The sequence below is a fragment of the Kribbella sp. VKM Ac-2569 genome, from assembly GCF_004216905.1.
In the GTDB taxonomy this organism is placed as follows: Bacteria; Actinomycetota; Actinomycetes; order Propionibacteriales; family Kribbellaceae; genus Kribbella.
The window spans coordinates 1,115,360-1,127,114 of the sequence record NZ_SGXJ01000002.1 but is presented as its reverse complement, the minus strand read 5'-3'; the positions used below and the strand labels follow the sequence as shown (position 1 = coordinate 1,127,114).

11 protein-coding genes and 1 tRNA gene are annotated in these 11,755 nt (G+C 69.0%); 5 read left to right on the top strand and 7 right to left on the bottom strand.

Annotated elements, in window-relative coordinates:
* Positions 1 to 5 precede the first annotated feature (5 nt).
* Both EV649_RS18595 and EV649_RS18590 read left to right on the top strand, forming a co-directional pair.
* Positions 6 to 881, top strand: coding sequence for a MurR/RpiR family transcriptional regulator (locus EV649_RS18595; protein WP_241998329.1), 876 nt, complete (start codon positions 6 to 8; stop codon positions 879 to 881).
* Between the two features lie 11 nt (positions 882 to 892).
* Positions 893 to 3,109, top strand: a complete 2,217-nt coding sequence (locus tag EV649_RS18590) for an FAD-dependent oxidoreductase (protein ID WP_130384694.1) — start codon at positions 893 to 895, stop codon at positions 3,107 to 3,109.
* On the opposite strand, the gene EV649_RS18585 is transcribed toward EV649_RS18590, so the two are convergent.
* Genes EV649_RS18585 through EV649_RS18575 form a run of 3 tightly spaced genes read right to left on the bottom strand, consistent with a single transcriptional unit; the run spans position 3,103 to position 5,722 of the window.
* Positions 3,103 to 3,744, bottom strand: coding sequence for a helix-turn-helix domain-containing protein (locus EV649_RS18585; protein ID WP_130384693.1), 642 nt, complete (start codon positions 3,742 to 3,744; stop codon positions 3,103 to 3,105). The genes EV649_RS18590 and EV649_RS18585 overlap by 7 nt on opposite strands.
* Positions 3,741 to 4,379 carry a 2'-5' RNA ligase family protein gene (locus tag EV649_RS18580; protein WP_130384692.1) on the bottom strand — a complete coding sequence of 213 codons (639 nt, stop codon included), beginning with the start codon at positions 4,377 to 4,379 and terminating at the stop codon, positions 3,741 to 3,743. Before EV649_RS18580 ends, EV649_RS18585 begins: the two co-directional genes overlap by 4 nt.
* Positions 4,376 to 5,722 carry a hypothetical protein gene (locus EV649_RS18575; RefSeq protein WP_130384691.1) on the bottom strand — a complete coding sequence of 449 codons (1,347 nt, stop codon included), beginning with the start codon at positions 5,720 to 5,722 and terminating at the stop codon, positions 4,376 to 4,378. The genes EV649_RS18580 and EV649_RS18575 overlap by 4 nt, the downstream gene beginning before the upstream one ends.
* 250 nt (positions 5,723 to 5,972) lie before the next feature.
* On the opposite strand from EV649_RS18575, the gene EV649_RS18570 reads away from it, so the two are divergent.
* A complete protein-coding gene (locus tag EV649_RS18570) occupies positions 5,973 to 6,476 on the top strand; it encodes a hypothetical protein (RefSeq protein ID WP_130384690.1) in 504 nt (167 codons plus the stop codon).
* 4 nt (positions 6,477 to 6,480) lie between these two features.
* On the opposite strand, the gene EV649_RS18565 is transcribed toward EV649_RS18570, so the two are convergent.
* From EV649_RS18565 to EV649_RS18550, 4 genes are all read right to left on the bottom strand, one after another.
* Positions 6,481 to 7,851 carry a TrpB-like pyridoxal phosphate-dependent enzyme gene (locus EV649_RS18565; protein WP_130384689.1) on the bottom strand — a complete coding sequence of 457 codons (1,371 nt, stop codon included), beginning with the start codon at positions 7,849 to 7,851 and terminating at the stop codon, positions 6,481 to 6,483.
* 64 nt (positions 7,852 to 7,915) lie between these two features.
* The gene (locus EV649_RS18560; protein WP_130384688.1) at positions 7,916 to 8,515 is read right to left on the bottom strand and encodes a histidine phosphatase family protein; all 600 of its coding nucleotides are present in this window, start codon (positions 8,513 to 8,515) and stop codon (positions 7,916 to 7,918) included.
* Positions 8,482 to 9,516 carry an adenosine deaminase gene (locus EV649_RS18555; protein ID WP_130384687.1) on the bottom strand — a complete coding sequence of 345 codons (1,035 nt, stop codon included), beginning with the start codon at positions 9,514 to 9,516 and terminating at the stop codon, positions 8,482 to 8,484. Before EV649_RS18555 ends, EV649_RS18560 begins: the two co-directional genes overlap by 34 nt.
* Positions 9,517 to 9,553: 37 nt before the next feature.
* Positions 9,554 to 10,747: a pyridoxal phosphate-dependent aminotransferase gene (locus EV649_RS18550; protein ID WP_130384686.1), complete on the bottom strand. Its 1,194-nt coding sequence runs from the start codon at positions 10,745 to 10,747 to the stop codon at positions 9,554 to 9,556.
* 290 nt (positions 10,748 to 11,037) lie between these two features.
* On the opposite strand from EV649_RS18550, the gene EV649_RS18545 reads away from it, so the two are divergent.
* Positions 11,038 to 11,110 (top strand) — tRNA-Trp (locus EV649_RS18545).
* Positions 11,111 to 11,165: 55 nt separating this feature from the next.
* A complete protein-coding gene (gene secE / locus EV649_RS18540) occupies positions 11,166 to 11,408 on the top strand; it encodes a preprotein translocase subunit SecE (RefSeq protein ID WP_130384685.1) in 243 nt (80 codons plus the stop codon).
* Positions 11,409 to 11,755 lie beyond the last annotated feature (347 nt).

Below are 11,755 nucleotides of genomic sequence, written 5' to 3'. Positions count from 1 at the left end.
CCTCGATGGAACGAGCCGGCAGTCCGAGTCCGTTGCAGCAGGTCAAGCGGGCCGTGCCCGAGCTGAACGGTGCGATGCAACGGGTCGCCGAACACATCCTGGCGAACCCGGACGAGGTCGCGCGCGGTTCGATCACCAAACTGGCCGAAGCCGCGCAGACCTCGGCCGCGACGGTCACCCGGCTGTCGACCCACCTCGGGTACGCCGGGTATCCCGCGCTGCGGGCCGCGCTGGCGATGGAGGTCGGCCGCGGTCTGGAGGCCGGCTGGGCGAGCGACATCGGCATGGCGATCGGCCCGGCGGATCCGCCCGAGCAGGTGCTCAACGTGCTCGCGTCGACGCAGGCGAACGCGCTGCGGAACGCGTTGGCCGCGATCGATCTCACCGCGGCCACCCGGGTCGCGGACGCGATCGCCGGCGCCCGGCGGACCCACATCTACGGCGAGTGGGGCGACGCGATCCCGGCCCGCGAGCTGTACATCCGGCTGCTGCGGATCGGGATTCCGGTGGGGTTCTTCGACGGTCCGCAGTCCTCGCAGATCGGCGCCGGCCTGCTCGGCGAGGGTGACGTCGCGCTGACCGTCACGCGGTCCGGTACCGATCCGACCACGCTCGAGTTCATCAAGCGCGCCCGTGAGCAGGGCGCGCTCACCGTCGCGATCACCGGGATGCCGGACGCGCCGATCGGCCGGCTCGCCGACGTCACCCTCGACACCGGTACGCCGAACGGCGCGAACTGGACCGAGTTCTTCGCCGGCCGCGCGAGCGACGTACTGACCGCCGGCCTGCTGTTCGTCCTGGTCGCACAGCGGGTGCCCGATCACCTGACCGCACATCATCCGAACGGGCCGGGGCAGCCCGTCGTACAGCGAGATACCTGAAGGGTTTGTGCATGCAGCAGCTCGAGGTCCAGTCCGATCTGACCGTCGTCGGCGGCGGGCTCGCCGGGATCTGTGCGGCGATCGGCGCCGCGCGGCAGGGCAGCACTGTGGCGCTGGTGCAGAACCGGCCGGTGCTCGGCGGCAACTCGTCCAGTGAGGTGCGGGTGTGGGTGTGCGGGGCGACCGCGCACGGCGCCCAGAGCTTCGCCCGCGAGACCGGCATCATGGGTGAGCTGTTCGTCGAGAACCAGTTCCGGAATCCGCTCGGAAACCCGTACTACTGGGATCTCGTGCTGCTGGAGGCGGTCCGCGCCGAGCCGCGGATAACGCTGTACCTGAACACCGACGTCCGGTCGGTGGAGGCCGCAGACGGCGAGATTCGGTCGGTGACCGGGTGGCAGATGGGGTCCGAGAAGGAGATCCGGTTCGTCAGCCCGGTGTTCGTGGACTGCTCGGGCGACGGCCTGGTCGGGGTCATCGCGGGTGCGGAATACCGGACCGGGCGGGAGCCGCGTTCGGAGTACGACGAGTCGTGGGCGCCCGACGTACCGGACTCGAACACGCTCGGCAGCACGATCCTCTTCTACAGCAAGGACGCCGGGGAGCCGGTGCGGTTCGTGCCGCCGTCCTTCGCGCGGGACGTCACGGAAACCGCGATTCCGGAACGACGCGTGATCCGGACCGATATGAACGGGTGCGCGTTCTGGTGGATCGAATGGGGCGGTGAGCTGGACGTCGTCGACGACAACGAGGCGATCCGCGACGAGCTGCAGGCCGTGGTGTACGGGATCTGGGACCACATCAAGAACTCCGGGCAGTTCGACGCGGACAACCTGACCCTGGAGTGGATCGGGTCGGTGCCCGGAAAACGTGAGTACCGGCGTTTCCTCGGCGACCACGTGCTGACCCAGCACGACGTGCTCGACCAGACGGACTTCGACGACCGCGTGGCCTTCGGCGGCTGGTCGATCGACCTGCACCCGCCCGGTGGCGTGTACGCGGCCGAGCGCGGATCGAAGCACTGGCATCCGGACGGCAACTACCACATTCCGCTGCGTTCCCTGTACTCACGGAACGTCCGGAATCTGTGGATGGCCGGGCGGAACATCAGCGCGAGCCACGTCGCGTTCGGTACGACGCGGGTGATGGCGACCTGTGCGCTGCTCGGTGAAGCGGCCGGGGTCGGCGCTTCTGTTGCCCTGCGCAACGGATTGACGCCACGGGAGCTGGCGCACGACCGGTTCGGCCTGATGAAGCACGCGCTGACCCGCGCCGACTCGTCGGTCCTCGGCGTCGTCGACGACGATCCGGAAAACGTTGCATTGTCGGCGACCGTCACCGCATCCTCCACCCTGACCCGGCCGGCGCTCGAGGTCTCGTCCGGACCGCTGCCGCTCACCACCGACCTCGGAATGGTCATCCCGGTCGACCCCGCGCTCGACGGTTTCGAGCTACTCGTCGACTCGACCGGCGGTTCGCTGACCGTCGAGCTCCACGACCCGGTGAAGGCCCAGAACTACCTCCCGGCCAAGCTCGTCGACTCCTGCACAGTCGAGGTGCCGGCCGGCGAGAAGCGCTGGATCCACGTCCCGTTGGCCTGGCGTCCGTCCGCTCCGTCCAACGCGTTCGTCGTACTGCGCAGCACACCGGACATCTCCGTGCACACCGCTGCGACGGCTCTCCCCGGCACGGTTCACTTCGCCCATCGCGACCCGGCGCCCGACGAGCAGTGGACGGAGCAGTTCCGCGCCTGGAAACACATCCTGCCCCGCGGCGGCTTGTGCATCCGCCTCGGCGAGACCGCGGCGTACGCGCCTGAGAAGGTGATCGGCGGCTACTCCCGCCCGTACGGCGGCCCGAACCTCTGGTCGTCCGAAGACCTGGCCTGGGACCCCGAACCTTGGCTCGAACTCACCTGGCCCGAGCCGGTCGAACTCTCCGAGATCGTCGTCGTCCTGGATGCGGACGTCCAGGAGGACCTCATCAACCTCCACCATCACCGGACGCCGTTCGAGTCCCTGCCCACTCTCGTAGCCGCTTACGACGTGGAGGTCCGCAACGGCGACAGTCCGTGGCAGGTGGTCGCCCAGGTCACCGACAACCACCACCGCACCCAGCACCACCACGTGCAGACCCGAGCCACCCACCTCCGCCTCACGACAAGGCGCACCAACGGCGCACCACGAGCCCATGTGGTCTCCATCCGCGCCTACGCGTCGGCTCAGTAACGCCACTCGAGTTCGTGCTGCAGCATCCAGAGCGTCAGAGGTTCAGCAGCGCCGGCCGACGCTGCACCCGTCAGTAGGTCTGCGAGGACCTGCGCGGGTGCAGCGAGCCGGAGGCCGCTGTCGGTCTTCCGGGAACGGGTGTAGACGACATCCCCGGAAGGCTCAGCCAGGATGATGGACCTGCCCCTGGCCGGCACGAGCTCCCACACCGTGGCAGCAGCCCGCGCGTCCGGGGTGTAGATCACGGTCGGGCCGGCCGGTGTCTCTGCCGCCCACATCTGTGCCGCACGCGCGCCGCTGACTGCGTGACGAACAGGTGTGGTCGCGACACGGTCCAGGAGCGGCTGGGCGCCGTGTTTGCTGCGCCAGTACGTCAGACGGACGTCACGGCTGAAGCGGACCTCCTCGTTCCAGCGGCGGAGCAGGGTGAGCCAGCTCGGTACGGCGACGACTCCGGGTGCCTGACGCTCCACGAGTTCTTCGCGCTCGAGCCGGTTGACCACCCGGCGAATGGTCTGCGCGGGAACGCCGGTGGTCGTCACTAGGTCGTGGGTGGTCCAGAGGCTCCTGAAGTCCAGGAGCGCGCGGATGATCAGCGACGCCGCGTCGCCGGCCAAAGGGCTGACGGTGCTCATGAGCTCCCTCCAGTAGGCCGTGCCCCGAGCTGGAGGCTCGCGTAGGTGGTCCACTCGTACTGGTTGTGATCGCGGTTCAGGTTGATCAGGCTTACGCGGCTGATCTCGGTTCTGGCGACGCCGCCGGCCAGGGCGTTGACGCGTTGGCGGAGCGGTTCGGCGGGGGCGGGCTGATTCCAGTAGCCGAGTGAGACGTGTGGGTCGAGTTCGGGCAGTGCGGGGACGGAGTCACTGCCCCAGACGTCGGTGATCGCCGCACGGAGCTGGGCGCGCAGACGGCGCAGACGGTCGACGGGGGAGACCGGGAGCTGCAGGCTCTCGGCGTCGACGACCGCGGGGCCGAGCTTGATCTCGAACGGGCGGAAGTACTCGAGCCGCCGTTGCGCCGCCTCGATGATCGGGTCGAGGTCCGACTGCGGGACCTTGTCGGCGAACCCGATGCCCTGCAGCGTGAGGTGCAGCCATTGGACCGGCACCGGCGTGATCCCGGGCAGCGCACCGACCAGCCGCCGGTACGCCGAGTGCACGTCGGTCAGCACGGCGTCGTTCGGGAAGACGACGTGCCACGTGTAGAACGATCGCCCGGGACGCCAGTTCGGGCGCCAGTACCAGTGATCGCGGACTTCCCTGATCATGTGTGCTCCTCGATCACGCGTCGTCGGTTCGGGGTCGTCAGGCGGGCCGGTAGTCCCGGTTGCTGCGTGAACTCGGCGATCCGGTCCCGCAGCATCCGGCCCTTCGGACTGCGCGCGTACGGCGCTGTCAGGGCCGCGACCTCCGCGAGGCGCTGGATCAACGGGCGAACGCGGTACTCCGGCTGGAGCTCCAGAACCGGGTCGACCGCCTCGATCGCACCGTCGAGATGTCCGAGGAGCAGCCGCGCCTTCGCCTGCTGGAGACGTGCCATCCGTTCGGAGCCCGCGTTCCGGAGTGCGTACGGGACGGCCTCGAACAGGGCGATGCTGTGGTCGGCGTGATCCGCGGTCCGTTGTGCGTCGCCGAACGCCAGGTGCGTGTCCGCCCACAGTCCTTCGGCGCGTTCCGGCGTACAGAGCAGGACTCCGCCTGGTTCGGAATCGGCCGGACGGACGGCGAGGGTTCGGGCGACGTCGAGGAGATCACGGGCCTTGTCCGTGCGTCCGGCGCGGGCGAGGTCGACGGAGGCCGCGCTGGCGAGGAAGAGCCTTGCCGTGCCGGCGTTGTACCGAAGACCGTCCTCGGCGTACGACGCCGCGCGGGCGAAGTCCTCCTGCCAGAACGCGGCGGTGTGCTGGGTCGCGCGGATCCAGCCCCGCAGTACGTCGTGATCCGCGGCCTCGGCGCAGGCCCAGGCTGTACGGGTATGACCCTCGGCGATGTCCGGCCGGCCGAGGTCGACCGACATCCAGGCGAGCAGGGTGATCGCCCAGCCGGCGGCCGCGTACAGGTCACGGGACTGGCGCGGCGACTGGTTGCCGGCCAGCAGTCCGAACGCGCGGTCCCGGATCGCACGGCTCTTCGCGAACAACGGCCTGATCGGCGTCCGCAGGTACGACTGCGCGATCCGCTCGATGTCGGCGTGCAGCTGTTCGACGGTGAGCTCGCCGACGTTCGACTCCTCGGCGAACGACAGCAACCCGATGGACTCGTCGCCCGCGTTCACCAGGTCGTCGTCGTGGCCTGCCATCGACGCGGGCGGCGCCAGCTCCGGCTCGGTCAGGGAGACGCCGGAGGGCGGGAAGAAGCCGAGGTCGTTGTCGGAGGCAACGCCGAGCACGTGGCGCAGCCCGGAGCGGTACGCCGCGCCGGGCCAGCGGACCGCGCCGCGTTCCAGCTTGGCGATGTAGTGGCCGTCGAGCTCGTACTTGATCTCGGTCGTGTCCCAGAGCCACGCGCAGATGGTGTCGGCCAGCTCGCTCCGGGACATGTGTTCACCCGGCGCGCGCCGTGATGGGGTGCGCTCCCGCGCCTCGCGGAGAAACTCGTTCGGCCCTGACATGGCGGTAACTGTAAGACGCTGAACACCCTCTGCGACGGCGAAATCGGGCCCTGTGGACGATCTGCCCCACAGTGCCCCGATCTGCCCCGAATCCCTGTGGAAAAAGGGGTTCTCGGCTGCCGTGGATGGACTGCGGCGGCGAATCGGCGGTGATTTCGGCGTGGAAAGACGGTTGCTGAGCGTGAGGACGCCGGGGCATCCCGGGGCAGATAGGGGCAGCCCCTCACCGTTGGCGCTCTAAAGTTGTGGGATGCCCGAGGAAGCCGTGACGACGTTGCACGCTGAGCTGGAGCGGTTCGGACGGGTGGAGGAAGGGTTCGCGCTGCTTGAGGTGTTCCTGGAGGTGGCGCGACCGCAGCTGGGTGCGGTGGTGCTGGATCCGGTGGGACTACAGCTGCCGACGGAGCTCACCGACGATCGCCTCGTCGTGCAGAAGCTGATCGACGAGATCGAGCAGGAGCCACAGGGCAAGGCGCGCGTCCTCGAGCGCCCCTTCGACATGGACGACGAGCAGGCGCGCTGGGACTACGTGCGCCTCGCCTACAGCTCGAACCAGGCGACGGTGTGGAGCCGTCGCCAACGGACGACGTACTTCGAGGTGTCCGGCGGCCACAAGGCGACGTACTGGCTGCCGGACAGCCTGAAGGTGCAGTACTTCGACGCGTTGACCTCCCGCGGTTGGGCCATCCCGGAGGACTGGCTCACCGCGGTGGCGAAGCAGCCCAAGCCGTGGTGGAAGCGCGGTGGGCGCTGACCTGTCAGCCGATCGCGGGCAGGTGGGTCAGGGCTTCGGCTACGGCTGACTGGATGTCGGCGTCCTCCCAGGTGCGATCGACGATGGCGTTGGACAGGTAGGCGTCGTACGCGGCGAGGTCGAGGTGACCGTGGCCGCAGAGAGCGGTGAGGATGACCTTCTCCTCGCCGGACTCCTTGCAGCGTTGGGCTTCCTCGACGGCGGCGGCCAACGCGTGGGTGGGCTCGGGCGCGGGGACGATGCCCTCGGTCCGCGCGAACTGGACTCCGGCGGCGAAGCACTCGGACTGTGGTTTGGCGACCGCCTCGATCTCGCCGGTCTCGTAGAGGTGGCTGATCAGCGGGCTCATCCCGTGGTACCGCAGGCCGCCGGCGTGGATCGGGTCGGGGATGAAGTCGTGGCCCAGCGTGTGCATCTTCATCAACGGCGTCATCCCGATGGTGTCGCCGAAGTCGTACGCGTACGTGCCCTGGGTGAGTGACGGGCACGCGGCCGGCTCGACCGCGCGCACGATCGGTGACATCCGGCCGGCCCATTTCTCCCGCAGGAACGGGAACGCCAGGCCGCCGAAGTTCGACCCGCCGCCGGTGCAGCCGACGATCAGGTCGGGAGTCTCGCCCACCATCGCGAGCTGCATCAGCGTCTCCTCGCCGATGATGGTCTGGTGCATCAGCACGTGGTTGAGCACCGAGCCGAGCGCATAGTGCACCTCGGGATCCTGCAGGGCGGCCTCGACTGCCTCGCTGATCGCGATCCCGAGTGAACCGGTGGAGTCGGGGTCACCGGCAAGGATCTTCCGCCCGGCCTCGGTCAGGTCGGACGGGCTCGGGTGCACGGTCGCCCCGAACACCTCCATCATCGTCCGCCGGTACGGCTTCTGGTCGTACGACGCCCGCACCTGCCAGACCTCGCACTCCAATCCGTACTGCGCGCAGGCGAACGCGAGCGCCGTACCCCACTGCCCGGCGCCGGTCTCGGTGGTGAGCTTCCGGACGCCGGACTTCGCGTTGTAGTACGCCTGGGCGACTGCGGTGTTCGGCTTGTGTGATCCCGCCGGCGAGACGCCTTCGTACTTGTAGTAGATCCGGGCCGGCGTATCGAGCGCCTTCTCCAGCCGATGCGCGCGATACAACGGGCTGGGCCGCCACAGCCGGTAGACGTCGAGCACCTCGCCCGGAATGTCGACGTACTGCTCCTGAGAGACCTCCTGCAGGATCAGGTCCATCGGGAACAGCGGCGTGAGATCGTCCGGCCCGATCGGTTGCCCTGTGCCCGGATGGAGCACCGGCGGCGGCGGCGTCGGCAGGTCGTGCAGCACGTTGTACCAACGGGTCGGCAGCTCTTCCTCTGGCAGCAGGATCTTCGTCGGCGTCATGCACGCAAAGTTAGGCCCGCGCCCGACCCCCGGACAATGACCTGAACCGGAACGCAACCAGCACTTATCCGGAACTCGACAACCCCTCCAGCACCCCACCGGCGCGCACGCGGTAGACGACGTCGGACGGCTGCCGCGTACCGAGCGCATCCGGTACGCCGAGCCGTCGCAGCAGCATCCGCCCGATCATCTCGTGCGACACCAGCAAAGGCCGCCGTACGCCGCTCCGCCCGATCTCCTCCAGCACCCGTCCGGCGCGCACCTCGCCGTCCGCGTAGCTCTCACCCTCCGGAAACCGATAGGTGTACTTCTCCCGCTCCCGCACGTCCCGCTGCCCCGGCCACCGCGCGTCGATCTCTCCCGACCCGAGCCCCGACCACAACCCGTGGTCGATCTCGGCCAGGTCGTCGACAACCTGGATGGTCAGTCCGAGCCCAGAAGCGATGATCGAGGCCGTACGTCGTGCTCGCTCGAGTGGGCTGGCGAAGATCGCGTCGATGCCTTGGCCGGTCAGCAAGTGAGCATTCCGGTGGGCCTGTTCGAGGCCGAGTGGAGTGAGTGGCGAGTCGAGACGGCCTTGCCGGCGGCCCGCGACGTTCCATTCGGTTTGGCCGTGCCGGGCGAGGTAGGTCAGGCCGGGACTGTGACGGGAGTTCCCAGCCATTCGTCGATTTCGGTGAGGAGGGTCTTCTGGACCTCGGGTGGGGCGGTGGAGGCCAGGACCGAGCTGCGGGCAAGGTCGGCGAGCTCGGAGTCTGTGAAGCCGTGGACGGCGCGAGCGGTTTCGTACTGTTCGGCCAGGCGGGAGCCGAAGAGCAGGGGATCGTCGGCGCCGAGGGCGATCCGAGCGCCTGCCTCGTAGAGCTTGCGGAGGGGGACGTCCTCGGGGCGCCGGTAGACGCCTAGAGAGACGTTGGACGCGGGGCAGACCTCCAACGCGATCTGCGCGTCGACGATGCGCTTCAGGAGGTCAGGGTCCTCGACGGAGCGGACGCCGTGGCCGATGCGGCCGGCGCCCAGTTCGTCCAGACAGGTGCGTACAGTCGCCGGACCGCACAGCTCACCACCGTGCGGCGCCGCGAGCAGCCCGGCGTGGCGGGCGATCCGGAAGGCCGGTTCGAACTCGGACGTCGTACCGCGCCGCTCGTCGTTCGACAGGCCGAACCCGACCACGCCACGTCCGACGTACTGCGATGCCAGCCGCGCCAGTGTGCGGGCGTCGAGCGGATGCCGGGTCCGGTTGGCGGCGATGATGACCTGGACGGCGATTCCCGTCGACGCCGACGCGTCGCGGGCGGCGTCCAGCACCAGGTCGGTGAACTCGGTGATCCCGTGGAAGCGGCTCGCGTACCCGGACGGGTCCACCTGGATCTCCAGCCAGCGCGAGCCGTCTGCCCGGTCGTCCTCGGCCGCCTCGCGGACCAGACGCCGTACGTCGTCCTCCGTCCGCAGCACCGAGCGCGCGATGTCGTACAGCCGCTGGAACCGGAACCAGCCGCGCTCGTCCGCCGCCGACAGCTCCGGCGGCCAATCGGTCCGCAGCGCGTCCGGCAGCCGTACGCCGTGCTTGTCCGCCAGCTCGACCAGCGTCAGGTGCCGCATCGACCCGGAGAAGTGCAGATGCAGGTGTGTTTTCGGCAGCACCCGCAGATCCCGCTGCGTCATTACCGAAGGTTACCGATCCCCTACCCGCCCCGCGAAATCAGCTCAGCAATTTGGCGATCCGGCCGAGGCCCTCGGCCAGGTCGTCGTCGCCCAGCGCGTACGACAGCCGCAGGTACCCGGGCGCGCCGAACGCCTCACCCGGCACGACCGCCACCTCGACCTCGTCGAGGATCAGATCGGCCAGCTCGGCGGACGTGGTCGGCGTACGCCCGTTGATCTCCTTGCCGAACACGCCCTTGACCGACGGGTACGCGTAGAACGCGCCGGTCGGCTCGGGGCATTCGACACCGGGGATCTCGTTGAGCATCCGGACCATGGTCCGGCGGCGCCGGTCGAACGCGACCTTCATCTCGTCGACCGCGCTCAGGTCGCCGGATACCGCGGCGAGCGCGGCCCGCTGGGCGATGTTGCAGACGTTCGAGGTCTGGTGCGACTGCAGGTTCGTCGCGGCCTTGATGACGTCCTTCGGCCCGATCATCCAGCCGACCCGCCAGCCGGTCATCGCGTACGTCTTGGCGACACCGTTCAGTACGACGGTCTTGTCGGCGAGCTCCGGTACGGCGACCGGGATCGAGGTCGCCCGTACGTCGCCGTATGTCAGGTGCTCGTAGATCTCGTCCGTGATCACCCACAGGTCGTGCTCGAGCGCCCACCGGCCGATCGCCTCGATCGCCTCCGGGCTGTCGACCGCGCCGGTCGGGTTCGACGGTGAGCAGAACAGGAGAGCCTTGGTCTTCGAGGTCCGGGCCGCCTCGAGCTGCTCCACGGTGACGCAGTAGTTCTGCGACTCGTCGGCGAGCACCTCGACCGGCACGCCGCCGGCCAGCCGGATCGTCTCCGGGTACGTCGTCCAGTACGGCGCCGGCAGCAGCACCTCGTCCCCCGGGTCGAGCAGCGTCGCGAACGCGTTGTATACCGCGTGCTTGCCGCCGTTCGTGACCAGGACCTGGGACGCCTCGATCTCGTAGCCGGAGTCCCGCTTGGTCTTGGCCGCGATCGCCTGCTTGAGCTCCGGCAGGCCGCCCGCGGGGCTGTAGCGGTGGTTCTTCGGATCCCGCGCCGCCGCGACCGCCGCCTCGACGATGTAGTCCGGCGTCGGGAAGTCCGGCTCGCCCGCGCCGAACCCGATCACCGGGCGCCCGGCCGCTTTGAGCGCTTTCGCCTTGGCGTCGACCGCCAGCGTCGCCGATTCACTGATGGCGCCGATCCGCGCCGAGATCCTGGAACCCATACGGCCCATCCTGGCACCACGCCGTACGGCGCTGCTTCCGGGTTTCACGGGGCGGGCGGGGAACGCGCCGGGGGGACTGTCCGTTGGGACCATCTGGAGGTTGTATGGTTCTGTCCGCGGTGCGGCGCCCAACCAGGGGTCGTGCGGGCAGGGTCAGGCCGGACTGACGCCGAGAGGCTGAGTTCGACCAGGTGGCTCGAACCCCGTACACTTCTCTAGGTCCGGGCGTTGGTGGCCCTGATCCGGCATGCCCGAGATCAGGTCCGACGCGGCGTCCGGATGGATTGCAGAGGGCACTAGCTCAACTGGCAGAGCATCGGTCTCCAAAACCGAAGGTTGGGGGTTCAAGTCCCTCGTGCCCTGCAAATCCTGACCGGCGCAGGGCCGGTCAGGCCGCCGCTAGCGAAAGAGGTAGGTCGTGACGGAGACGCGCACCCCGGCACCGTCCGGCGCCGGCAAGCCTGCGGAAGGCAAGCAGGGCAGGGGCCTGCTGCGTTTCTACCGCCAGGTGGTCGCCGAGCTCCGCAAGGTCGTCTGGCCGACCCGCAAGCAGCTCTCCACCTACTTCGTGGTCGTCCTGACCTTCGTGGTGTTCGTCATCGCGATCGTCTCGGTCCTCGACCTCGCCTTCGGCTGGGCGATGTTCAAGATCTTCGGCTGAGGCCGCCCACCACGATCCCACCGTAGGTCCCGGGCTCCTGACCCGACCCGAAGCAGAACAAGACCCCGATCCACAGATGACGGAGTACGACGTGTCCGAGCGCGACGACGAGGTCCTCGACCACGAGGACGAGTTCGACGTATCCGACGCCGACCTCGATCTCGACTTCGACGAGAACGCCACCGATGACGATCTGTTCGCTGACGACGACGATGACGACGACGACCCGTTCGCGGGCCTCGACGACGACGCCGCCGCCGGCGAGGACGAGGACGATGTGGACGACGACGAGTACTCCGCGGACGACGAGGCGGAGACGCCCCGGGCGGACGCCGACACGTCCGACG

What these genes read in the sequence shown, in the direction of transcription:
- EV649_RS18595 (WP_241998329.1), top strand. Translation starts at nt 6, where the DNA reads ATGGAACGAGCCGGCAGTCCGAGTCCGTTGCAGCAGGTCAAGCGGGCC.
- EV649_RS18590 (WP_130384694.1), top strand. Translation starts at nt 893, where the DNA reads ATGCAGCAGCTCGAGGTCCAGTCCGATCTGACCGTCGTCGGCGGCGGG.
- EV649_RS18585 (WP_130384693.1), bottom strand. Translation starts at nt 3,744, where the DNA reads ATGAGCACCGTCAGCCCTTTGGCCGGCGACGCGGCGTCGCTGATCATC.
- EV649_RS18580 (WP_130384692.1), bottom strand. Translation starts at nt 4,379, where the DNA reads ATGATCAGGGAAGTCCGCGATCACTGGTACTGGCGCCCGAACTGGCGT.
- EV649_RS18575 (WP_130384691.1), bottom strand. Translation starts at nt 5,722, where the DNA reads ATGTCAGGGCCGAACGAGTTTCTCCGCGAGGCGCGGGAGCGCACCCCA.
- EV649_RS18570 (WP_130384690.1), top strand. Translation starts at nt 5,973, where the DNA reads ATGCCCGAGGAAGCCGTGACGACGTTGCACGCTGAGCTGGAGCGGTTC.
- EV649_RS18565 (WP_130384689.1), bottom strand. Translation starts at nt 7,851, where the DNA reads ATGACGCCGACGAAGATCCTGCTGCCAGAGGAAGAGCTGCCGACCCGT.
- EV649_RS18560 (WP_130384688.1), bottom strand. Translation starts at nt 8,515, where the DNA reads ATGGCTGGGAACTCCCGTCACAGTCCCGGCCTGACCTACCTCGCCCGG.
- EV649_RS18555 (WP_130384687.1), bottom strand. Translation starts at nt 9,516, where the DNA reads ATGACGCAGCGGGATCTGCGGGTGCTGCCGAAAACACACCTGCATCTG.
- EV649_RS18550 (WP_130384686.1), bottom strand. Translation starts at nt 10,747, where the DNA reads ATGGGTTCCAGGATCTCGGCGCGGATCGGCGCCATCAGTGAATCGGCG.